The organism is Streptomyces sp. NPDC001220 (assembly GCF_053597895.1).
This window is the reverse complement of sequence record NZ_JBSFJE010000037.1, coordinates 1-20,726: the sequence shown is the minus strand read 5'-3', so window position 1 is coordinate 20,726 and position 20,726 is coordinate 1. Positions and strand designations below refer to the sequence as shown.

Genomic DNA, 20,726 nt, shown 5'->3' with positions numbered 1-20,726 from the left:
CGCCAGGCCCTGCGCTGCATCCGCTGCTCCGCCTGCCTCAACGTCTGCCCGGTCTACGAACGGGCCGGCGGACACGCCTACGGCTCGGTCTACCCGGGGCCGATCGGCGCGATCCTCAGCCCCCAACTACGCGGCACAGCCAGCGACATCGACGCCTCACTCCCCTACGCGTCATCACTGTGCGGGGCCTGCTACGAGGTCTGCCCGGTCGCCATCGACATCCCCGAGGTGCTGGTGCATCTGCGGGAGCGGGTCGTGGAGGGCGGCGAGGCGCTCCGGGGCGGCAACAAAGTCCTGCTCAAACCCGCCAAGGGACATGCGGCCGAACGGGCGGCGATGCGGGCGGCCCGCTGGACGCTCTCGCACCCCACCGCCCTGCGCACCGGCCAACGGCTCGCCTCCCGCAGCCGCCGCCTCCACCCCCGCACACTGCCGGGTCCCGGCAGGGCGTGGACCGGAACCCGGGACCTCCCGCCGGTACCCCAGGAACCGTTCCGCGACTGGTGGCAGCGGACCAACGGCGGAAAGGACGGCGCCAAATGAGCAGCAGCGAACGGATCCTGGGCCGGGTACGACGCGCGCTGGCCGACGTGCAGGGCCAGGACCCACCGCTCGAACGGGCGTACCTGCGCGAGCACGGGCAGCGGACCGTCACGCAGACGGTGGAGCTGCTCGCCGAGAACCTCACGGACTACCGGGCACTCGTGCACCGGTGCGCGGAGGGTGACCTGGCCGCGCTGATCGGCCGGCTGATCGCCGACCGCGGGGCCGGGACCGTGGTCGTGCCGGCCGGACTGAACCCGGCATGGCTCGCGGCGGCCGACGCCGAGGTGATCCCGGACCACGCAGAGAGCACACCACACGAACTCGACAAGGTGGGCAGTGTGGTCACCGGGTGTGCGGTGGCGATCGCCGAGACCGGAACCATCGTGCTGGACGGCAGCCCCGACCAGGGCCGCCGCCGCATCACCCTCGTCCCCGACCACCACATCTGCGTCGTCCGGGTACCGGACCAGGTCGTCTCCTCCGTCCCCCAGGCCCTCGAACACCTCGACCCGACACGCCCGTTGACCTGGATCTCCGGACCGTCCGCCACCAGCGACATCGAACTGGACCGAGTCGAAGGCGTGCACGGCCCACGCACCCTGGAGGTACTCCTGGTCAGCGCCGGCCAACCGGGAGACGACGCCTGTCTTCAAAGGATGCTGATGGACGGACAAGAGGCAGTCACTCGGGGCTGAACCCGACGTCCGTTGAGTTCGCGGGCTGCCGATGGCAGGGTGCTGCCGTGGCCGGCGCCCGGCCTCGCCCATGGAGAGAGGAAGGCCCCTGTATGTCCTACGGCTGCATGGCATCGATGAAGACCCGACCTGGTTTTCGCGACGAAGTCGTCTCCATACTTCTGAGCGCTGTCGACGGCCTTCGTGAGGCGGGATGCGACATCTACATCGTCGGCTTGGCAGACGAGGACGACACGACGATCTGGGTGACCGAGGTCTGGAAGACCAAGGGACATCACGACGCTTCACTGGAGCTGCCCGAGGCGAAGGCGGCCATCAGTAAGGCCATGCCGATGCTCACGGGAGAGTTCACCAAGCAGGAAGTGTCGGTCGCGGGCGGCCTCGGGCTCTGACCATCACCCGTCGATGAGATCGTGCCCAGACCAGGAGCGACGCGAGATTGACCGCTGCTTTGTAGCAGGTGGCGGTCTTGTGATACCGGGTGACGTCCAGCGGGGTCGCGTTCGGCGATGTGCCGGGCGACCGAGTCGACGCCCGCGCGGGCGTAGCGCTCCAGGGAGCGGACGGAGGCGTGGCGGGAGCGGGCCGGCAGAATCGGGGTGGAGGTGCCGTCCTCCGCCTCGTGCGCCAGGGCACTGTGACGTAGCCGGTGAAGCGTCCAGCCGTCCAGGTCCTCGATGTGTCGTCGGGCGAGGCGAGGGGGAGCCTTGGTGCGGTCCGGCGGCGCCGGCCGCCGCTCGATGCCGATCTCCGGATCGCACTCGATCCGGCCTTGGCGCTGCCACCAGCCGATCGCCTTGCGCGCGATGGCCAGCTCCAGGTTGACGGTGTCGGCGTCCATCTCGTCCGCCCGCGCCGCCGCCAGCTCGGCCAAGTCCTCCGGCAGCGCCGGGTCGTCGATCGCGGCGACGGGGAAGACGGGCGGGTTCGCGCCTCGGCGGGCGGGTCCGGCCGGCGGCGGTTCGCCGGCGAGCATCCATCCCCAGGTCGTGAGGGAGATTCGGTACATCCGCGCGGAGGACTTCGCGATGCCCGCGCCGGTGAGGTACCGCTCGACCGCCGCGGTGTACGGCGACGGCGGGGCGGAGAGAGGTACGACCCGAGCGCGCGGCAACCCAAGGGCGCCCCGCTCCCGAGTTCCATCGCCGGTTCGATCGTCCCGCCGTCCCGCCGTCCCGCCGTCCCGCCGTCCCGCCGTCCCGCCCTTCCGGTACTGCCGCAGTAAATGCGTACACCTCGCCCCGGCGCCCGGATTGGTCCGCCGCGGGCCGCGGTGATCACGGTGGGGGCTCTGCCGCAGTAACTCCGGTATTTACTGCGGCAGTTGCGAACGCGTCTCGGCGATCGAGCATCCGCCCGAATGCGGTTCTGCTGGGCGGACTTGAGGGGAGGGGCATGTCAGTACTCGACGCCGACCATGCCCAGCGCCGGCATGCCTACCTGGGTCATGCCCCCAGATCCTCCGTCACGGGCAGGCACTCGGCGAGCAGGTCGACGACGTCGCGCCAGGCTCGCTGCGCGTGCCGTGGGTGGTAGCCGACGCCGGGGACCACGGGGTGGTCGACCGGCGGGTGGTGGAAGGCGTGCAAGGCGCCGCCGTAGACCGCGAGGCGCCAGTCGACGCCCGCGGCCTGCATCTCAGCGGTGAACGCGTCCCGTTGCGCGGGCGGCATGATCGGGTCTTCCGAGCCGACTCCGGCCCACACCGGGCAGCGAATGCGCGCCGCCTCGCCCGGTCGGCCCGTGGTCAGTGCGTTGACTGTCCCGATCGCGCGCAGGCTGACGCCGTCGCGCCCAAGTTCCAGCCTGACGGCGCCCCCGGTGCCGTAGCCGACGGCGGCGAGCCGGTCGGGGTCGGTCCGCGGTTCGGTGCGCAACACGTCGAGCGCCGCATGGCCAATGCCTCGCATCCGGTCGGGATCAGCGAGCAGCGGCAGGCAACGGGCCAGCATCTCCTCGGGGTCGCCCAGATAGCGTCCGCCGTGAAGGTCGAAGGCCAGCGCTACATATCCCAGCTCGGCGAGAGCATCGGCCCGGCGGCGCTCGACGTCGCTGAGCCCCATGCCCTCTGGTCCGAGCAGCACCGCGGGCCGGCGGTCGACACCGGCCGGGAGCGCGAGGTGCCCGATCATCGTCAAACCGTCGGCCGTGTACTCGACCGTACGCGTCGTAATCGTCGTCATGAGACTGGACTGTAGTGATCGTCGAGCCCGGTCCGGCCGGTGCTCTGCCGCTGGCAGAACAGCGCAGGTAACCGAGACCGGCAGCGGTCAGGTCCTGCCCGCGCAGCGGGGTGCAGCCGACGTCGGGTTTCGGGTCGTACGCCTCGGGCTGGATGCCGAGTTCGTGGGTGCTGTACTCGCCGCACCGGTCGATGTGTTCGGTCAGGTACGGCGAGATGTGCGCCAGGTCTTCCGGGTCGGACTCTGTCGGGAATCTTGAGGACGGACAGTCAACGATCGTGACGTTTCGTCAGGCGTGTGGGAGCGTTCTGCCCATGTCCCCCAGGACCCGGACATGTCCCTCCGGCACCGTCCCGGAGCCGAGACCCCGGCGCTGGCCGTGCGGGTCGCCCGGGCCGGCAACCCCCAGGGCACCGCTGCGATGTGGATCCGCGGCCGCCTCGACGGCCTGTTCAGCGACGAGGACTTCACCGCCTGGTACCCGCGTGACGGCCGCCCCGGGCTCTCGCCCGCGCAGCTGGCCACCGTCTGCGTGCAGCAATACGCGCTGAACCTGTCGGACCGCCAGGCCCCCGAGGCGGTGCGCTGCCGCATCGACTTCAGGTACGCCCTCGGCCTGGAGCTGGAAGACCCCGGCTTCCACCACAGCGTGCTGTCCGACTTCCGCGACCGGCTCGCCGAGGGCGACCGCGCCGACCGGCTGCTTGGCCTGGCACTGACCCGGATCCGGCGGCCCGGCCTGCTCAAGTGGCGCGCCGCCCGCGCAAGCCGACCATTTACATAAACTATGAATATAAAATTGCTATGCTTCGCGCGTGAGTCGTCAAGACACCGCTCGTGGCGCGTCCGCCGCCATCGGGGCAGCCCTCTACGGCCTGGCCACCAGGGCCGCGAGACGCCTTCCCCGGGACATGAGCCTGACGTCCGCCGCCACCCTGGCCACCCTGGACCGGACCGGCCCGCGGCGCATCACCGATCTGGCCGTGGTCGAGGGCGTCACCCAGCCCGCGATGACCGCCCTGGTCCGGGTGATGGAGGAGTCCGGCCTGGTCGAGCGGCGGGGCGACGCGTCCGACAAGCGGGTCACGCTGGTGTGCCTGACCGAGGCCGGTGCCTCCTATGTCCGGACGCGGCGTCAGGCGGGCGTTCACGCGTTCGAGCGGTTGATCGGCGAGCTCACCGGCGACGAGGTCGAGGCGCTGGTGGCGGCCCTTCCGGCGCTGAAGCATCTGGCAGAGCTCGAAAGCCAGGACCGCGAAGGGCCGAAGCAGTGACCGGGCAGCCGGTCGGCGGGGGCGCGGTGAAGACGTTCCCGGTGGCGCGGTCCGAGGCGCGGCTGCTGGTCCCCGCCCTGATGTTCATCGCTCTGGTCGTGGCGGCGGTCGCCAGCCTCGGGACGCCGCTCATCACCAGCGTGGCGACCTCGTTCCACGTCTCGCTCGGCAGCGCGCAGTGGACGCTGACCGTCGCGCTGCTCAGCGGCGCCGTCGCCACGCCGGTCCTGGGCCGGCTCGGTGCCGGCCGGCACCGGCGGGCCACGATCCTCGCCACGCTGGCGGTCGTCGTCGCAGGCAGCGCGCTCACCGTGCTGCCGCTGCCGTTCGCGTGGCTGCTGGCCGCAGGGCGGCCCAGGGCGTAGGGCTCGGGCTGACGGCGCTGATGATGGGCGTGGCCCGGGACCACCTCCCCGAGGAGCGCGGCGCGGCCGTGATCGCCCTGATCTCGGTGGTCTCGATCATCGGGGCCGGCGTCGGCTACCCGCTGGCCGCACTGCTCGCCGAGCTCGGCGGGGTACGGGCCGCCTGCGGCCTCGGCCTGGTCGTCACCGCCGCCGCCCTCCTGACCGCGTGGCGCTCCGTGCCCGAAGCCCCCGAAGGCCGCGCCGCCCACGTGGACGTGGCAGGCGCGGTCGTCCTGGCCGCTGCGCTGCTCCTGGTGCTGTTCCTCGCCGGCGAACGGGATCTGTGGAGCCGGCACCTCGCCGTGGCGGCGGGCCTCGCCGTCGTCGCGGTGGTGCTGCTCTGCGCCTGGGCCGTCATCGAGCTGCGCAGCACGACGCCCCTGGTCGATGTGCGGGCGGTGCGGCACCCGGCGGTCGCCGGGGCGAACCTCGCCATGTTCGTCGGCGGGATCGGCATGTACCTCCTGCTCACGCTCATCACCCGGTACGCGCAGACACCGCACGGCGCCGGCTACGGCTTCGGGCTGACGACCTTCGTCGCCGGGCTGGTCCTCATCCCGTTCTCGGTGCTGGGGTTCGTCGCCGGAAAGCTCACGCCGCGGGTCCGGACGCGGATCGCCGACCCCCTGCTCCTGGTCGGCAGCGCCGTCGTGGTCGGCGGCGGGTTCGCCCTGTTCGCGGCGGCCCGGTCGGACCTGGCCGAACTGTTCGCGGCGATGGGCGTGCTCGGCTTCGGCGTCGGCGGCTTCTCGGCCGCGATGCCCGGCGTCATCCTGGCCGTCACCCCCAAGAGCGAGACGTCGAGCGCCATGAGCTTCAACTACGTCGTCCGCAGCGTCGGGTACTCCCTGGGCAGCGCCATCGGCGGCCTGATCCTCGCCGCGGGCACCGGCCCCGGCCACCTCTTCCCCCACGACAGCGCCTACACCACCGCGGCGCTGGTCGGCATCGGCGCCATGGCGATCACGACGCTGACAAGCCTCGCTCTCGCCCGCCGACGCTCGTCCGAGACCAACCCGTAAGTCAGATGCACTCATCCCAACACTGGAGGTTCCATGCCCAAGGGCTACTGGGTCAGCGTCTACCGCACCATCTCAGACCCTGAGAAGCTGGCCGCTTACAACAAGCTGGCCGGTCCGGCCGTAAAGGCCGGGGGCGGTCGGACCTTCGTCCGTGGCGGTCGGGTCGTGGCGCATGACGCCGGAATCGCCGAGCGCACCGTCCTGATCGAGTTCGACAGCTTCGAGCAGGCCGTCGCGGCGCACGAGAGTGCGGCCTACCAGGAGGCGCTGGTCGCCCTCTCCGACGGCGTCGAGCGCGACTTCCGCATCGTCGAAGGCATCGACTGACCGAGGCCCAGTCGGAGCGTGCTGCTGCGGGACGCTCGGCAGCGATGCGGGCCGGCGGAGTCGCGGATGCCCGCCGCAGCTGTCGCCGGGGTCGTGCCCGGTTCGGCGGCGGCACCTTGAAGAACCGGCATTCAAGCGCGTGGCACCGCCGCGTTTCCGGTCACGGTTATTGACGCCGTGTCATTGACGGTGGTTCAGTGGCTCAGCCACTGAACCACCGAATCATTGGGGAGCCAGGGTGGAGGCACTGCCACGCGAGACGATCGTCGACGTGCTGGAGAAGCGACTGCGCGAGGACATCCTCGCCGGACGTCATCCCGCCGGAAGCAATCTGCCTCCCGAACGTGAACTCGCCGACGGATTCGGGGTCACCCGCACCTCTCTCAAGCACGCCTTCGAACGACTGGCGCACGCCGGACTGCTGGAGACGCGCCACGGAGTGGGTACCCGGGTACGGGACTTCCTGCGCCTGGGCGGCGCGGACCTCCTGCCGATGCTGGTGCTCCACAGCCCCGACTGGATCGGTGAGATCTTCGAAGTCCGGCGCAGCATCGGCATGTTGATCGCAGAGCGCGCGGCGACCCGTGCCACGGCGGCCCAGGTCGCCGAACTGCGTCTGCTGCTGGCGGCCGTCGGGGACGCGGCGGGCGGCGGGCCCGTGCAACTGGCGGACGTCGAGGTGCACCGTGCGCTGGCCCGTGCCACGGGCAACCGGGTGTACGTCCTGCTGACCAACACCCTGTTCAACGCGTATCTGCCGGTGCGCGGGGCGCTGGTCGGACCCTTCGAGGATCCCCGGGCCGCTCGTGACCGTCTGGCACCGGTCGTGGAGGCAGTGGCCGCCGGCGACCAGGAGGCGGCACGCACCGCCGCGGGCGACTATCTGTCGGCGACGGAACGCATGATGCTCGACGGGCTGGCACGCTCCCGCCGATGCCGGGAAGGTGCCCTGTGAGCTCACGCGAGACGGTGTTCAGGGAGACTTTGCTGGGCCGAGTGCGTCTGGCCGACGAGGACCGCGACCACCCCGTCCGGCTGGACCTGCTGGTCCGTGCCGACGCGGTGCCGCTGCCCCACCGCACGACACGGGCGCACGTGACCGGACGCGTACGCGTGGCGGGACGCGCCGACGACACCGAAGCCGTGGGCGACCTGGAGACAGCGGCCCTTTCGCGCGACTGGATCCGCTACCGGATCACCTTCGCCATGGAAGGCCGGCGCCTCACTCTGGTCGGCTGCAAGTCGATGTCGCCCACGCGGCCGCTCGGCTCCCTGACCGTACTGCCGTTCACCCTGTACGAGAACGGTGACCGGGTGGGCGAGGGCACGCTGCGCTTCCCCCTCCTCACCGGCCTGCTGCCCTTCCTCGCGAGCTTCCGTTTCCCACGTGCTGTCGCGTCCCCCGCCGACGGGCATCTGACGTCGCGCTGGGACGGCACACCGGGACGGACCGAGGTCTGGTACACGACCCTGACCGATCCGGCCACCGACAGCGGGATCTGGCTGCACCACGAACTGGTGGCGCCCTCCGACGGTTCCGCCGCCTACGCGCACGGCTGGATCGCCGTCTTCCCGAAGGACGGCCACGTCGAACACACACGCTTCGGCCCCGTACCGTGGACGGCGCACCCGGAAGGCTTCACCGCCGAGGGCATCCGCGTCCGACCCGACCGGCTCACGGGCTCCGCCGGGACGTTCACCTGGGCGCTCACCGAGAGCCCCGAGGGCCCGCCGCTGTACACGTTCCCCCGCTGGTCCTGGCGACACCCCTGGCTTCCGGCCTCGCACATGCTCCCCGCCACCCGCGTCCGCTACAGCGGAACCATCAAGTACGGCGCCGGTGAGCTGCGGCTGGACCACGCTCCGGGGGCCGACGCCCGCATCTACGGTCATGGCAACGCCCGCCGATGGGCCTGGCTCCACGCCGACCTGGGGGGCGGTGACGTCCTGGAAATCGTCGCCGCGGTGTCCATGCGGCGCGGACTCGACAGGCTGCCACCGCTGGTCTTCCTGCGCCTGCACCGAAACGGCCGCAGCTGGCCCCGGCGCGCGGAACGCTCCGCCGTGGGCTGGGCGGGAATCGGCCGGTTCCGCGCGGACCTCGGCCTGCCCGAGTGGCGGGTCGAGGGCAGGTCGGGCCTGAGACGCATCAAGGTGACGGTCACCCAGCCGCCCGACCGGACACTGACGCTCGGCTACACCGACCCCGACGGCTCCGCCGCGGTCTGCCGCAACAGCGAGAGGGCGGACGCGGTGGTCAGCCTGGAGCGCTGGTGGGGCACATGGCGGCGGGAAGCCGTATGGCGGCTGTCGGGTACCGCGCACGCGGAGGTCGGCGACCGGTGAACGCCGAAGTCCCCCCGCCTCGGCGGACGTACAGCCGCCCTGCTCGCGGACGACGGTACCTCGGCGTGGACGCGGGCCGTGCCGGGCAGGTTCGAGATGCTGCTCGACGCCATGCCCGCTCCGGTACGGACAGCCGTGCGCGCCGTGGCCGCGGCGATCGAGGCCCGCACCGTGGCCCGCACGGGCAGACCTGCCTGCCGCCTTGAGCGCGGCGGGGCGGAAGCGGGGTCACGGGATCGCCCGGTTACCACCGGTCCCTGCTGCCGCTCCTGGACGCGGTCAGGGTACTCACCGCGTCCGCGGAGTTGGCGGACGCCCCGGACTTCGCCCCGCTGTCGCGGGCCGGGCTCACCGACGTCTTTACCGGACCCACTCTGCCGGCGGCCGCCGACGAACGGACGCCGCGTCAGTGTCGTCCCCCCCTTGGCGGCGCCGACGACCCGCCGCTCGACCGTACGCCGTCCCGCGACCTGCCCACGCGTTCAAGCGCCGGCGCCGCCGTTGTCGACTCGGGCGCCGGCGGAGCCACGGCCGTCCGGACACTCACCCGCGTCGGGATGCGTGTCGTCGTCATCGTGACTCGGTCACTCGTACCACCTCTGCCAGTGAGCGGAGTGCCCCATTCTCGGCCAGATTCTCGGCCTGCCGGTTCCCCGCCGTCGGCGGCCTTTCCCGAGCGACACCACCCCACCCCCTTTGCGCGTCCAGGAGGTCCTGTGTTCCCTGTGTACCTGCGTACGACCGCGGCCGGCTTCGCGCTGGCCCTCGGGGTCTGCGCCGCGCTGCTCCCGAGCCATGACGCATCCGCCGCACCCGCCGAATCGGCCACTGCCGTCCGTGCGGCCCAGACCGTGAGCACCTCGGCGGTCCAGGCATCCTCCGACGTGCCTCCGGTCGGGCCCTTCACCGAGCCGGGCTTCGCCGCCACGTGCACCTGGCACGACTTCGGCGAGGGCGAACAGCCGCCCCTGTGGCTGATGTTCGCGAACCCGCTGTGCGTGGAGTACAGCAAGCGCGACATCACCTTCGACGACGGTGGAGCCCTGCGCTTCCTGGTCGCCGAGCCCTCCCGCTTCGCCATCACCATGCTGACCTGCCGCTACTACCAGAAGGACCACTGGAGCGTGCAGGCCACCAACGGCGCCGTACCGTACGTGACCTGGGACGGCCAGTACTGGTGGGACAAGACCGACCGACGGGCCGGTGCCCGCCTCACGCACTTCAGCATCAACGGCCGGACGGTGGGCATCGGCGACGCCGTCGCCGCCCTGCGCGCCTCGAACTTCGACAACCTGGCCGACGCGCTGTCCGCATACGGCCAGGAGGCCGGAGAGACCGGCCTGACGGTGGCGCTGCCATCGGACCTCGGCTGCGCGCTGATCGGCTGACCGGCCGTGTCCACCGTCGACCGACGAGCGATCCTCAAGGCGCTCACCGCATCGGTTGCCGTGTTGGCCGCCGGGGGGCTCACCACCACCCCGGCGGCCGCCGCGGCGCACGTCTCCGAAGACTGGACGACACAGACCCTCGGAGCCTTCGCCGACACCATCGTCCCCGGTGAGCACCGGTTCCCGGGTGACCAGGTGTGCGCCGGAGCGGTCACCGGGCCAGGCGCCGTCCAGGCGGGCGTCATCGACGTCTTGAACTCACCCCAGCTGCCGCTGGCCCCGCTGCTGCCGGAGATCGCGGCCCTGCTCGACGCCCGTGCCATCGCCTACGCGGCGGTCCGGCTGATCTGGCTGTCACCCAGCCGGCCACCCTTCGTCGACCTCTCCTTCTCGCATCGGACCAACCTGGTAAGCGGCCTGTTCGGCTCGGGCGATCTCGACGAGCCGGTCTGGCAGGTGCTGACCCTGATCGTCGGCATCGCGTTCGACACCGCCGGGCAGTCCGACACGGCCGCCGCCCTGGCCCAGGGCCATCCGGGACTGACCTGGCTGAGGTTTCCCAAGCCGGACCCGGACGGCCTGTGGCGGTTCGGGGACTTCTCCTACGGCCGCCCGCTCGCGGCCCTCCACCCCGCCACGACCCCTTCCGGGAGCCCGACATGACCGAGACCACGGACGTCCTGGTGATCGGCAGCGGCTTCGGCGGGGCCATCCCGGCGTACTACATGGCCGCAGGCGGAGCACGCGTCACCGTTCTTGAGCGCGGACCGCGCCTGGGTGCGGAGCAGTTCAGCCACTCCATGCGGCTGGGCACCTACAACAAGATCGTCGATGTGATCCGCGGCGACGGCGTGTCGGTGGTCGCCGGCAACTGCGTGGGCGGCGGCAGCGTCGTCTACTTCGCAGCCTCGCTACGGGCACCGTCGTACGCCTTCGAGCGCCACGGCAGCATCGGGCGGCGGATGTGGCCGGCGTCCCTCAGCCGCGCCACGCTCGACCCGTGGTACGACCGGGTGGAGCAGGCACTGCCGGTCGCCCGCACCGGCTGGTCGGACGTCTCCTACGCGGGCGGGGTACTGGCGGCCGCCTGCCAGCGGGCCGGGCACACCTGCAATCCGGTTCCGGTGGCGGTGGACACCGCGGCCTGCACCAACTGCAACTGGATGCTGTCGGGCTGCGCGTTCGACGCCAAGCGTTCCATGCTGCTCAACTATCTCCCCGCGGCGGAAGCCCATGGTGCGGTCATCCGGCCACTCCACGAGGTTCAGCTGATCACCCCCTCCCTGGAGTCCGGCTACCGCTACGCGGTCGCCTACACCGTCCTCGACCCCGATGACTACACCTGCACCACGAACGTGGGGATCATCCACGCCAAGGTCGTGGTGCTGGCGGCGGGTGCGGTGGGCACGCCGGTGATCCTCCAGCGGTCCTCCCCGCTGCTCGGCGGCATCCCGGGCGCGGTCGGACGCCATTTCTCCGGCAACGGCGACCACGTCAGCGTCGCCGACGTCGACGAGAGCAAGGCGGGGTCGCTGCTCGGACTCTCCCGTCCCGACGGGACGGTCTACCAGGGGCTGCCGATCGGCCGGCCGATCACATCCGCCACGTACGACTACCTGGATCCGTCCGCGCCGGAGTACAGCCGGTTCATGCTCCAGCAGATCTACTTCCCACCGCTGACCAACGTCCTCGCCCAGACGACCGGCGCGCCCGGCTGGTTCGGCGTCGACAAGCGGCAGATGCGGGCCCGTTGGACGTCGTGGCTCACTCTGCTCGCGATGACCGAGGACGACAACGAAGGCACCTTCGGGGCGGTTCCTCCCACCGGAAGCTTCATCCGCCTGGCACCCGGTCTCGGTCAGGGCACGATGTCCTTCCACCCCACCACCCGAACCCGCCAGGCATGGGACCGGGCAGACACGGCGCTCCGCGCAATCATGGAGAAGGATGGTCTGTCCCGGGTCCGTCCGTGGACCGAGGCCTTGGCCGGTACGGTCACGGCCCACCCGCTCGGGTCTGCGCGCCTCGGTGACGACCCGGCCTCCAGTGCCCTCGACGACAGGCACGAACTACGGGGATTCACAGGCCTGTTCGTCACGGACGGCTCGGCTGTTCCGGCCTCGCTCACCGTCAACCCGTCACTGACCATCGCCGCGCTGGCCGAACGTGCCACCGCCGGGATCGCGACCCGCGTCGCCGAGGCCGGAGTGGCGATGACAGGGGGTGTCCCGCTGCCCGGCCGATAGAACCACGGGAGCCCGCTCGGACGCAGGGTCGCGATCAACAGTTCGGCCAGGTTGTCACGTCGGCTCCGGGGTGCCCGTGCGGGTCGTATGTCGACTCACCGGGCGGGTTTCGGGGTTGACGCTATTGCCCTGGTACACCGTGTCGCCGCTGTAGACGGCGGTGAAGGAGCCGGGTGATCCGGTCAGCGTGGTGGCGGTGCCGTCGGACAAGGTGACGTGCTCGCCGAACCATTCGCCGGTCTGCCAGGGCTGAAGCCGGTATGTACGGAACCCGCGGGCTTGGATCGGGAAACGGGAACGTGACGACGCCGCAGTGGCCGCCGTACGGAAGCGGTGCCAGAACCGCATCTCGTGGACAAGACCATTGGACTGTCCGCCGGCAGGTTCGCCATCTGGGGCTGTCACAGACGGGGAGGCCGTCTTGTCTTTGCTGATGACGTTTTCCGTTTGGAGGAATCCATGAGTGCAGACCATGCGCACCTGCCCCCTGGGGTTGAGATCATTGCGACCCGGCCGGACGCGGCGGTCCAGATCCCGGCTGGCGCCGAGGCCAGGACCGTCCGGATCACCCTGAAGCCCGGTGACCCCGGCGCACCGCCGCACCGGCATCCCGGGCCGATCTTCGGCTATGTGACCCAGGGCGAGGTCCTCTTCGAACTGGAGGGGCAGCCGCCCCGGGTGCTCAAGGCCGGCGACGCCCTGTTCGAGCCGGGGGGTGATGTGATCCACTACCAGGGCGCCAACAACTCTCCGAGCGCGCAGTCGCAGATGGTGGTGACCATGTTCGCGCCTCCTGGCACTCCGATTCTGACCGTGGTCAGCGCGGAGGAACTGGCTGAACGACGACATCTGCGGGTGGCCCAGCCCTGATGACCACCGGGATTCCGGCCCTCTCTGACAGCCCTGCCCGACGCGGCAGCTGTAGATCGTGATCTGAAGCGCGCAGTGGAGTGGGGGTCGGTTCCGGGAACGGGAACGGCCGCCACGATCTTCTGTGACGGCAGAGCAGGACGCGGCAGCCGTAGCGCAATATGCGCGGAGGTTTGGGGCTCGGAGAGGCGATGGGCCTCGTGGCGGGCTGTTTCTCGCGCTGAGAGATCCGGCAGACCTCGGCCACCGCCTCCTGTTTCGGCCGCTGCCCCTTCATGACCCACCTGGTGTGAAGCCAGGACGCCGTACGAGGACCGAATTCGCCAAAGGACTCACCGAGCTGCTGTCGGGCGAAGAGAATCGCATGGTCCGCTTCGACACGAGCGAGTTTCAGGAGAGGCACACCGGCGCCCGGATTTTCCTGGCTCCGCCCGGACGCGTCGGCTACGAGGAAGCAGGGCAGCTGACCGAGAAGGTGCGCCGCCAGCCGTATAACATGGGACGAGGCGGACAAATTCTACCTCATCGCCCTCGGTCACCAGCCTGACTTTGGTGCCCCCCCTTCGCGCCGCACCGTCCGGGCGGAACTCGACAACCGCACAGCGTCGCTCTTCCTCAGCGGCGAGGCCGCTCCCGAGTCACGATCGTCGCCCGCGTGCGAGACGGCACAGCCCATTGCACCGTGCGCAAGAAGCAGCCCGGCTCCAGTGACGACGAAGACTTGGGCGATCCCGGCGCGACTCGCCCGCTTTGGCATCGGGCAACCGACCGCAGCAGCGATTTCCCGTACTGGAGACGACGGAGCTGGCGAAGGCACAACCGGACACACGTGACACTGGCGCGCGTGGCCCGCAAGGACGGCGCACGGCAGGGTGGTACACCCGGTCGCAACTGCACCCGGGTGCTCACCTCAAGGAGAAGACCATGGTGCATCACCACAAGGCCAACCGGCAGGTCGAGGGGAATCCGGACAGCGACCACGGACGCGGCATGCCCCGCCGGCCCGACGAGACGGAGCTGGAGCGGCGTACCGAGGAGGACCGGCGCGATGTCGGGTTGCCTGCAGACGCGCCGGAGTCTCCCACCGCGCAGTACGAAGAAGCCCAGGCGGAGGTCGATCGCCAGGCTGGCACAGGCGAGGTGCAGTCGAGTTCCGTCCCGCGTAAGGGTCGCAAACCGTTTCCGCCGACTCGCTACGACGAGTGAGGATCTCCAGTCCCGGGAGGCACAGCCTCAGTAGCAGTCGCACACGTGGGTTCTCGACAGGGATGGCGCCGCCGGGTCGCCCTCAAACAAGCGCCTGATGGCAGGACGAGCCGGCGTCCCGCTCCTGCGCCACCGCGTCGTCCTGATCGCTCACCTCGGCCGGCCGCCGTTACGCGGACCGGCCGACCACGGCACCCAGATGAACCTCGCCCTCGACCGTCACCTTGACCAACCGAAGGCGTTGATTCCCCTGCCTGGCGTCCCGACGCCAGGGCCGGACCTGCGACGACGCGTGAATAGGTCACGCGGCCACCTGGCCGAGGCGCGGGCCGCAGACTGCGAACGTCGCCGGGGCCGATACTGGAAGTGCTGTAAGCCCAGCAGCCCACGTTCAAGACGCTGTGTCGCGAACAATTCCCGGCGGCTAGGCCCCGAACTTCGTCCATTGCCCTTCGGAGATCACCTCGACAGCGCCGTCGACGACCTTGATGGCTGTCTGTTCGTCGATGGCGTAGGCCGGGACGCCAATGTCGGCTGCCCACCGCTGCGCATCAGCCAGCATGTTCTTCGGCCACGCATCCAAGTGCGGGAAGATCGAGAAGTCGACGACTCCCAGGGTGCGGTCGTCCGGCGCCAGCGGCCACTCGGTGAAGTACGCTCCGATCCTCGGCGTCAGCACCATGCTTCCGGCACTCACCCCCACCCAGACCATATCGGTCAGCGAAGGCAGGAGATCGGCCAGCCCGGACTCCCGCATCCAATGGCACAGGTAGGTGGCGTCGCCGCCATCGACCAGGAGCACGTCGGCCGCCCGGATCCAGGGGATCCATCGCTCCGCTCCAATGGTGGGCAGGGCGGTGAGCTCGATGACACCGAGCGAGGCCCAGCCCAGGCCGGACATGTGCTGCCACCGGGGCTCGGCGGCTACGAAGCCCCGCACCGACGCCGGACCGCACATCGGGTGCCCCCACTGTGCCGTCGGGATGCAAAGAGCGTGGCACTCGGAGACCGGTTTACCGAGAAGCTTCACGAGCGCCGAGTGGATGCTCGGGTTCGTGACGCCACCGGACGTGAGCAAGAGCTTCAAAATGCCTCCAGATTCGCGAGCGGGAGTTGCCTGTGGTGCTGAAGACCCGGGACAGCGCTCGAACTCATCGTCTCTGGGGGCCAGTTTCGACGAAGGCACGACGAACAGCCGGCTTCGGCGCGTTTCATCCGCCACCCATTCCCCGGGCAGGAAGGCGATGCCGGTGGCCGCTGGGTGCCGCCCTGCAGGGTGGGCGTGCTGTTGGCGAAGCTACGGATGTGCCTACTGGGTGCGCTCGTCCACGCCAGCGCCACCTCCACCGTCCCGGCCATCCGCGGGTCCTCCTTTTCGAAGCCGGTGATGTCCGGTTCGGCGGCGGCCGCGGTCCGGCCTTTCAGGAAGGCGACGAAGTCCCGCAGGCCGTCCGGGAACCGGCACCGCACGGACCTGGTCGTATCGGTTCGGCGCCAGTCGGTGAGGGGGAACTCCAGGTCCCGGTTGATGAAGGCGAGTTCCCGGAATCGCTCCGCCAGTGCGTCGAAGGAACACTGCGCAGTGCCGAAGACCCCGCTGTCGGGCTGGAAGGTGATCGTGGTTCCGGTCCGGGCCGTCGGCCCGTGCGGTACGGGTGGCCCCACAACCACACCAAGCTCGTAGTCCTGCGCCCAACGGAGCCCTTCGTGCCGCACCTCGGCCCTCAGACGGGCGGACAGTGCGTTGGTCACGGCGGGACCGAGGACGAAGCGGCTTGCGATCACGCTGTGCCTGTCGAGGGGGCGGCTGCCACCGGTGTGCAGGAGGGGCAGCAGTGATTCGAGCCCGGTGCCGGGTCGTTTCCGAATGGCCGCCAGCCCCTCCAGTACCTCGATGTGGGCGGCGTCGTACGTGACGATGTCCTCGCTCACGGATTCCCCTGCACAGTCGTCCGGCAACAGGGCTCCAGCACAGGGACTTTCCGAGGAAGCGCCAGGTCAGAGGGGTGATGGCGAGGACCGGAGTGGATGCCTGAGCGTCTGTCAGGCGCGCGGCGCCCAAGGGGTCGCGGACCGTCCCCGGAGTGCGGCCGAGGTGCCCTCGGAGCAGCGCGGCGCCCCTTTTCCGGTGCACCCGGGGTCAGGGATTTCATCGGAACCGACCGCCGCCCGGTTGCGGCGGCCGGACCGGTTACGCGCCCACCCCGCGGTCCCTGCCCCGGGTCACGCGGTCGCGCGTACCTTCCCCGAACCGCCTCCACCTTGACGTTCATCTGGACGTTCACGGTCAGGAGGTCTAGACCCTCATCGTCGCCCCATGAGCGACCGCTCGCGCGAGCCCACGCTTTTCGAGAGCCGGACGGAAGAACGTCTCAGACAGGTCGAGTCCCGCCTGCTGAGGCTGCACCCGCCTTCCCCGCTGACCCTGTTTCCAGTCGGCAGGAGCACGTTCAGCGCGCGCCGAGCATGCGGGTGGGCAGCGCCGATGCGGCTTGTCTACGGGATGCGTCAGGTCACTGGTGGATGGACATCGGCTCGAGAACGCCGGGTCCCTGGATATGACGTGGGCCACATTTGAGTGAGAAGTGTCAGAAGCTGGGCCGAATTCTCGTCTATGTACTGGGTCCTGGCGGTCGTGCGCGGAGGGATGACGCGTGGAGTGGATGCCGGCCGGGACACCGGGCACAGGAGTTCGGTTCGACGCAGATTCGCACTCACACCGGAGTTGAGATGAAGCTCTCTCGGACAGTTGCGGTAACGATTGCGGCCGCTGCCGTTTTCGTTGCCGCCGGGCCGGCGACGGCAGCTGCCCCCGCCAACTGGCACATAGACGGCCCTACGGCAGCCGCCCCCCTCGGCACCACCGTCGCGGCCGCCGGAAACCTCACGAGTACCGTCGGGTCCCTGAGCGGCTATGCCGATTCGTATGGACTCTTCCAGTGGGGCGGTCCGAACAGCCTCACCGCGATCACGATGCAGCTGAAGCCCAGCAACTCGCGGTGCGACGGCCTGAAGATTGGCATTCGGCTGGTGACCGTCCCGTACCACGGCGGCACGCACTACTGGCCGTGGCACGGCTACACGACCCGCTGCGGCAGGGAGTTCACCTACAACACATACGCCAACGACTCGAACGGAATCCACTACGCCACGGTGGAGATTGGCCTCTTCAACGGCAGCACCCTGGTGGGCACCAGGGACGCGCGTCTCTCAGAGCGCCCGAGCGCCTGAGAGGCGCGGCGCCTGGTCGGTATCGATCGGATCGTCTGGCGGACCAAGGGAACTTGCCCGCGGTGTGCAGTCGGCAGGGACCAGACGTTCCGTAGCCGCCAGGGTGCGCTTTCGCCCTGGCCGCCGCCTATGTAGAGAACGGTGACAAAGGTTCGCTGTGCCTCCTCCCAGTAGCCGTGGGGCAGGTACTCGCCTGCCGCTTCCACGGGTTGAGGCTTGCCTGGACTGCGCCCTCTCCGGAAGGCGTTACTCGCGAGGGAGTGACGACGGCCTCGCTGCCTGTGTGGCGGCAGGGACACGAAGTGGTCGGCATGTGCCGTGGCTTCCGTGGGCTTCTGTGCCTTTCCGACGGCATCACCACGGCAGACTTCGCCTGAGGCGGCCACGGTCTGGGGACTGACGAATCTTCCTCTCGGCGTGACCGTGGCGCAACGCGAGGCGACGTCTCGGTGATTGATCGATAGGTCACCGAGCAGACCGGTGTTCGCAGCACCGGCCGGAAAGGCACATCCGTGCCCAGCGCAGTGAGCGCCGACGGCACTACTGCCAGTGGCTCCGCAGTGATCGACGAGATCGTCCGGGAGGGGACACGAAGGATGCCGACCGCCGCGCCGGAGGCGGAAGTCAACCGCCACTCAGCCAAGTTGGCCGATGAGCGTGATGACGCACAGGTGGCGAACACGGTGACGGTCTCGGCGTCGGCGGTCCAGGCGATCGGTTCGTCCGGGTCCGTCGTGCACGTCAAGCGCACCCTGGCCAACCTCGCCGTGGTCGCCCTCGACCGGCTCGAGGCCCCCGTCCGTGACCGGCTCCAACGACTTCAGTACCGATCCGCCACCCTCGACGGCACGCTGTTGTGGTCCCGCGCAGCTTCGCTGACGTATGTACGGCCGAACGCCTCAGCCGCCTCGACCACTTCGCCGACGGTCATACCGAACCACAGCGGCCCCACGCCGACAGCCGGCGAATAGGACCACTCGTCCCGTCCGGCGACGCCGGTCTCGAACGCCATGGTCGCTCCCGTGTAGACACCTGAGACTTGCCGCCGCCCAGCATGCCAATGGCCGGCGTTGCCGTGGTCGACGGCCAGTCGGGCCATTGTTCCGCCGCTTGGTCGTGATACGGCGAGAACGCACCCCCGGGGGCTTGAACGGCCCTCGGAGCGAGGTGGGGTGCCGGCCGCCAGGAATAGTAACGGCGAGCCAGGGCCTGGGGTTCGGACCGTGGTCCGTATGAGACCGCCTGCGGGCTCAGCCTGCCGACGTGCGTGCCGTGCCCCTGGTGCGGATGTGCTGACTGAGAAAGAGAGCGGCGCGGTCCAGTACCTCGTCGGCTTCGTCCAGGACGCCGGCGAACGCCTGGAAGACATGTGGAACGTCAGCGGTGATGTCCAGGATGACGTCCACTCCGGCTTCCCTCGCGCGCGTGGCCATGCGTGTGGAGTCGTCCAGGAGTATTTCGTTGGTGCCCGCCTGCAGAAGCATCGGAGGGAAGCCGGTCAGGTCGGCGAGGATGGCGGGGCTGAGCATGGGCTGATGCGGATCCTGTCCCGCAAGGTACATGGTCCCGGTGTGTTCCAGGCCCTCACGCGTGAAGAACGGGTCGATACCCGCCTTGGTGTCCATGCTCTCGCCTGTCCGGGTCATGTCGAGTCCGGGGGAGAACGCCACGATTGCGGCGGGCATAGGCAGGCCCGCATCGCGGGCGGCGAGGCAGGTGGTGACGGTGAGGCCGCCGCCGGCGGAGTCCCCGGCGAACGCGATCGCCGAAGGCTCTTCGCCGCTGTCGAGAAGTGCGCGGTAGGCGCTCACCCCATCCTCGATCGCGGCCGGGAACGGATGCTCAGGGGCGAGCCGGTAATCCAGGGAGAACGCCCTGAACCCTGTTTTGGTCACCAGGTTCCCCGTCAGCGACATCGCCGTCTCCGGTGAACCGACCACGTAAGAGCCGCCGTGAAAGTAGAGGATCGTCCCGGCCTTCGGAGTGCCGACCGGCTCGACGAGCACCGCGGGGCGGTCGCCGAGCGTCGCGGTCCGGGTGCGGATCCCAGCCGGGACGATCATTTCCCCCATCATCGCCCTGAACCCGGCGCGAATGTCCTCCACCGACCGAGGGGCCTCCGGCTGAGGCCGTCGGACCATCGCGTCGATCTCCGCGCGCTGCTGCCTGCTCATTGTCGCCTCCATCGCGAGTGCATGCCAAAGAACTATATGCCCAGGCATTTAGGTTAGAATATATGCCATGGCATCTAAGTCAAGCCGTGGCCCGATCGACCTCCCGGGCTTCTTCGCCGATCTCGTCCGCTGCGAGACACGCCTCTACAACGCGCTGAACGACCGCCTTCGCGAGCGGCACGGGATCGTCACCTCGCAGTTCGAGTTCCTGCGCTTCCTGCGCGACCACCCCGGCTCCCGGGTCGCGGACCTCGCCACCGAATTCGCCATCGGGATCGGCGCGACCAGCAAGGGCATCGACCGCCTGGAGAAGCAGGCATGGGTCATACGGCGAAGTAATCCATCGGATCGCCGCTCATCACTGCTGGACCTGACCGCCGGAGGCCTGCAACTCGTCGAGGCGGCGGAGGCGACCTTCACTAAAACACTGGCCGAGCTGACCGCAGACGTCCTGGGCGGTCCCTCAGGACCGGCCGCCGCACAGATCTTCTCGGAGTTGCGCTCTGTACTCGAACGCGACCAAATCGGCCTGCCCACAGGCTGACCGGCATGCGCCTCCAGTGCGACTGCCCGTAGCCGCGTGATCAGCGTTCGTTACGAGGGTGAATCCCGCGGATTGATCACAACTCGATACGCGCCCTAGTAGTCCATTGCCACTACAACGTATAGGCAGGAGAGAACGGCGACCACGCAGACAACGGCCAAGGCGATCAACATGGAGTGACCCCTTGAGGTCCGACACTTCCGTTTTATGCGGCGAGGTGGAGTCGTTGTCTGTAGCGGGTCCTGGCCTGGTGTGGGGTGAGGTAGC

24 protein-coding genes and 2 pseudogenes are annotated in these 20,726 nt (G+C 69.6%); 19 read left to right on the top strand and 7 right to left on the bottom strand.

Annotation, left to right across the window (positions count from 1 at the left end; translation table 11 throughout):
* The 3 genes from ACWDGI_RS43040 to ACWDGI_RS43030 all read left to right on the top strand — a co-directional run.
* The coding region (locus tag ACWDGI_RS43040) for a lactate utilisation protein LutB domain-containing protein (RefSeq protein WP_450768509.1) at positions 1-543 on the top strand (543 nt) is incomplete at its 5' end.
* Complete coding sequence (locus tag ACWDGI_RS43035; protein WP_450768508.1) at positions 540-1,241, top strand: LutC/YkgG family protein; 702 nt, start codon at positions 540-542, stop codon at positions 1,239-1,241. The genes ACWDGI_RS43040 and ACWDGI_RS43035, both read left to right, overlap by 4 nt.
* Before the next feature lie 92 nt (positions 1,242-1,333).
* A complete protein-coding gene (locus tag ACWDGI_RS43030; RefSeq protein ID WP_450768507.1) occupies positions 1,334-1,633 on the top strand; it encodes a putative quinol monooxygenase in 300 nt (99 codons plus the stop codon).
* Here the strand turns inward: ACWDGI_RS43030 and ACWDGI_RS43025 are convergent.
* Positions 1,516-2,355 (bottom strand): hypothetical protein, encoded by an 840-nt coding sequence (locus ACWDGI_RS43025; RefSeq protein WP_450768506.1) that lies wholly within the window; start codon positions 2,353-2,355, stop codon positions 1,516-1,518. The two genes, ACWDGI_RS43030 and ACWDGI_RS43025, sit on opposite strands and share 118 nt — an antisense overlap.
* Positions 2,356-2,686: 331 nt before the next feature.
* On the bottom strand, positions 2,687-3,424 hold the full coding sequence (locus ACWDGI_RS43020) for a dienelactone hydrolase family protein (RefSeq protein WP_450768505.1): 738 nt from the start codon (positions 3,422-3,424) through the stop codon (positions 2,687-2,689).
* A gap of 334 nt (positions 3,425-3,758) precedes the next feature.
* Here ACWDGI_RS43020 and ACWDGI_RS43015 point away from each other — a divergent pair, with 334 nt between their 5' ends.
* The 10 genes from ACWDGI_RS43015 to ACWDGI_RS42970 all read left to right on the top strand — a co-directional run bounded on the left by ACWDGI_RS43015 (position 3,759) and on the right by ACWDGI_RS42970 (position 12,434).
* The gene (locus ACWDGI_RS43015) at positions 3,759-4,208 is read left to right on the top strand and encodes a transposase (protein WP_450768504.1); all 450 of its coding nucleotides are present in this window, start codon (positions 3,759-3,761) and stop codon (positions 4,206-4,208) included.
* A 127-nt stretch (positions 4,209-4,335) separates the two neighbouring features.
* The gene (locus tag ACWDGI_RS43010) at positions 4,336-4,698 is read left to right on the top strand and encodes a MarR family winged helix-turn-helix transcriptional regulator (RefSeq protein WP_450768510.1); all 363 of its coding nucleotides are present in this window, start codon (positions 4,336-4,338) and stop codon (positions 4,696-4,698) included.
* Positions 4,695-5,063 (top strand): hypothetical protein, encoded by a 369-nt coding sequence (locus ACWDGI_RS43005; RefSeq protein ID WP_450768503.1) that lies wholly within the window; start codon positions 4,695-4,697, stop codon positions 5,061-5,063. Before ACWDGI_RS43010 ends, ACWDGI_RS43005 begins: the two co-directional genes overlap by 4 nt.
* A complete protein-coding gene (locus ACWDGI_RS43000) occupies positions 5,030-6,127 on the top strand; it encodes an MFS transporter (protein WP_450768502.1) in 1,098 nt (365 codons plus the stop codon). Before ACWDGI_RS43005 ends, ACWDGI_RS43000 begins: the two co-directional genes overlap by 34 nt.
* Positions 6,128-6,160: 33 nt before the next feature.
* Positions 6,161-6,454 carry a DUF1330 domain-containing protein gene (locus ACWDGI_RS42995; protein ID WP_179788775.1) on the top strand — a complete coding sequence of 98 codons (294 nt, stop codon included), beginning with the start codon at positions 6,161-6,163 and terminating at the stop codon, positions 6,452-6,454.
* A 238-nt stretch (positions 6,455-6,692) separates the two neighbouring features.
* Positions 6,693-7,409, top strand: a complete 717-nt coding sequence (locus ACWDGI_RS42990) for a FadR/GntR family transcriptional regulator (RefSeq protein WP_450768501.1) — start codon at positions 6,693-6,695, stop codon at positions 7,407-7,409.
* On the top strand, positions 7,406-8,800 hold the full coding sequence (locus ACWDGI_RS42985) for a hypothetical protein (protein ID WP_450768500.1): 1,395 nt from the start codon (positions 7,406-7,408) through the stop codon (positions 8,798-8,800). The genes ACWDGI_RS42990 and ACWDGI_RS42985 overlap by 4 nt, the downstream gene beginning before the upstream one ends.
* A 716-nt stretch (positions 8,801-9,516) precedes the next feature.
* A complete protein-coding gene (locus ACWDGI_RS42980; protein ID WP_450768499.1) occupies positions 9,517-10,188 on the top strand; it encodes a hypothetical protein in 672 nt (223 codons plus the stop codon).
* A gap of 6 nt (positions 10,189-10,194) precedes the next feature.
* A complete protein-coding gene (locus ACWDGI_RS42975) occupies positions 10,195-10,851 on the top strand; it encodes a DUF5987 family protein (protein ID WP_450768498.1) in 657 nt (218 codons plus the stop codon).
* Positions 10,848-12,434, top strand: a complete 1,587-nt coding sequence (locus ACWDGI_RS42970) for a GMC family oxidoreductase N-terminal domain-containing protein (RefSeq protein WP_450768497.1) — start codon at positions 10,848-10,850, stop codon at positions 12,432-12,434. Before ACWDGI_RS42975 ends, ACWDGI_RS42970 begins: the two co-directional genes overlap by 4 nt.
* 54 nt (positions 12,435-12,488) lie before the next feature.
* Here ACWDGI_RS42970 and ACWDGI_RS42965 read toward each other — a convergent pair whose 3' ends face one another.
* Complete coding sequence (locus tag ACWDGI_RS42965; protein ID WP_450768496.1) at positions 12,489-12,782, bottom strand: hypothetical protein; 294 nt, start codon at positions 12,780-12,782, stop codon at positions 12,489-12,491.
* Between the two features lie 111 nt (positions 12,783-12,893).
* Between ACWDGI_RS42965 and ACWDGI_RS42960 the strand changes: the two genes are divergently transcribed.
* The 3 genes and pseudogenes from ACWDGI_RS42960 to ACWDGI_RS42950 all read left to right on the top strand — a co-directional run bounded on the left by ACWDGI_RS42960 (position 12,894) and on the right by ACWDGI_RS42950 (position 14,510).
* Positions 12,894-13,304: a cupin domain-containing protein gene (locus tag ACWDGI_RS42960; RefSeq protein WP_450768495.1), complete on the top strand. Its 411-nt coding sequence runs from the start codon at positions 12,894-12,896 to the stop codon at positions 13,302-13,304.
* 124 nt (positions 13,305-13,428) lie between these two features.
* Positions 13,429-13,803: pseudogene (locus ACWDGI_RS42955) on the top strand (AAA family ATPase); the annotation flags it as partial.
* Between the two features lie 425 nt (positions 13,804-14,228).
* Positions 14,229-14,510, top strand: a complete 282-nt coding sequence (locus tag ACWDGI_RS42950) for a hypothetical protein (protein WP_450768494.1) — start codon at positions 14,229-14,231, stop codon at positions 14,508-14,510.
* Between the two features lie 424 nt (positions 14,511-14,934).
* Here the strand turns inward: ACWDGI_RS42950 and ACWDGI_RS42945 are convergent, their stop codons facing one another.
* Together ACWDGI_RS42945 and ACWDGI_RS42940 are read right to left on the bottom strand one after the other, a co-directional pair.
* Complete coding sequence (locus ACWDGI_RS42945; RefSeq protein ID WP_450768493.1) at positions 14,935-15,597, bottom strand: Type 1 glutamine amidotransferase-like domain-containing protein; 663 nt, start codon at positions 15,595-15,597, stop codon at positions 14,935-14,937.
* Entirely contained in the window at positions 15,594-16,442 is an 849-nt protein-coding gene (locus tag ACWDGI_RS42940) for a hypothetical protein (protein WP_450768492.1), read from the bottom strand. The genes ACWDGI_RS42945 and ACWDGI_RS42940 overlap by 4 nt, the downstream gene beginning before the upstream one ends.
* A 1,098-nt stretch (positions 16,443-17,540) precedes the next feature.
* On the opposite strand from ACWDGI_RS42940, the gene ACWDGI_RS42935 reads away from it, so the two are divergent.
* A complete protein-coding gene (locus tag ACWDGI_RS42935) occupies positions 17,541-17,741 on the top strand; it encodes a hypothetical protein (protein ID WP_450768491.1) in 201 nt (66 codons plus the stop codon).
* Positions 17,742-18,478: 737 nt separating this feature from the next.
* Positions 18,479-18,589, top strand: a pseudogene (locus ACWDGI_RS42930) (IS630 family transposase); the annotation flags it as partial.
* On the opposite strand, the gene ACWDGI_RS42925 reads toward ACWDGI_RS42930, so the two are convergent.
* Both ACWDGI_RS42925 and ACWDGI_RS42920 read right to left on the bottom strand, forming a co-directional pair.
* Complete coding sequence (locus tag ACWDGI_RS42925; protein ID WP_450768511.1) at positions 18,562-18,753, bottom strand: hypothetical protein; 192 nt, start codon at positions 18,751-18,753, stop codon at positions 18,562-18,564. The pseudogene ACWDGI_RS42930 and the gene ACWDGI_RS42925 sit on opposite strands and share 28 nt — an antisense overlap.
* 238 nt (positions 18,754-18,991) lie before the next feature.
* Positions 18,992-19,915 carry an alpha/beta hydrolase gene (locus tag ACWDGI_RS42920; RefSeq protein WP_450768490.1) on the bottom strand — a complete coding sequence of 308 codons (924 nt, stop codon included), beginning with the start codon at positions 19,913-19,915 and terminating at the stop codon, positions 18,992-18,994.
* Positions 19,916-19,982: 67 nt separating this feature from the next.
* Between ACWDGI_RS42920 and ACWDGI_RS42915 the strand changes: the two genes are divergently transcribed.
* On the top strand, positions 19,983-20,459 hold the full coding sequence (locus tag ACWDGI_RS42915) for a MarR family winged helix-turn-helix transcriptional regulator (RefSeq protein WP_450768489.1): 477 nt from the start codon (positions 19,983-19,985) through the stop codon (positions 20,457-20,459).
* Positions 20,460-20,726: the final 267 nt, after the last annotated feature.

Coding starts and splice junctions, on each gene's coding strand:
- ACWDGI_RS43035 (WP_450768508.1), top strand. CDS start 540: ATGAGCAGCAGCGAACGGATCCTGGGCCGGGTACGACGCGCGCTGGCC.
- ACWDGI_RS43030 (WP_450768507.1), top strand. CDS start 1,334: ATGTCCTACGGCTGCATGGCATCGATGAAGACCCGACCTGGTTTTCGC.
- ACWDGI_RS43020 (WP_450768505.1), bottom strand. CDS start 3,424: ATGACGACGATTACGACGCGTACGGTCGAGTACACGGCCGACGGTTTG.
- ACWDGI_RS43015 (WP_450768504.1), top strand. CDS start 3,759: ATGTCCCTCCGGCACCGTCCCGGAGCCGAGACCCCGGCGCTGGCCGTG.
- ACWDGI_RS43010 (WP_450768510.1), top strand. CDS start 4,336: ATGAGCCTGACGTCCGCCGCCACCCTGGCCACCCTGGACCGGACCGGC.
- ACWDGI_RS42995 (WP_179788775.1), top strand. CDS start 6,161: ATGCCCAAGGGCTACTGGGTCAGCGTCTACCGCACCATCTCAGACCCT.
- ACWDGI_RS42970 (WP_450768497.1), top strand. CDS start 10,848: ATGACCGAGACCACGGACGTCCTGGTGATCGGCAGCGGCTTCGGCGGG.
- ACWDGI_RS42965 (WP_450768496.1), bottom strand. CDS start 12,782: ATGCGGTTCTGGCACCGCTTCCGTACGGCGGCCACTGCGGCGTCGTCA.
- ACWDGI_RS42960 (WP_450768495.1), top strand. CDS start 12,894: ATGAGTGCAGACCATGCGCACCTGCCCCCTGGGGTTGAGATCATTGCG.
- ACWDGI_RS42950 (WP_450768494.1), top strand. CDS start 14,229: ATGGTGCATCACCACAAGGCCAACCGGCAGGTCGAGGGGAATCCGGAC.
- ACWDGI_RS42925 (WP_450768511.1), bottom strand. CDS start 18,753: ATGGCGTTCGAGACCGGCGTCGCCGGACGGGACGAGTGGTCCTATTCG.
- ACWDGI_RS42920 (WP_450768490.1), bottom strand. CDS start 19,915: ATGAGCAGGCAGCAGCGCGCGGAGATCGACGCGATGGTCCGACGGCCT.
- ACWDGI_RS42915 (WP_450768489.1), top strand. CDS start 19,983: ATGGCATCTAAGTCAAGCCGTGGCCCGATCGACCTCCCGGGCTTCTTC.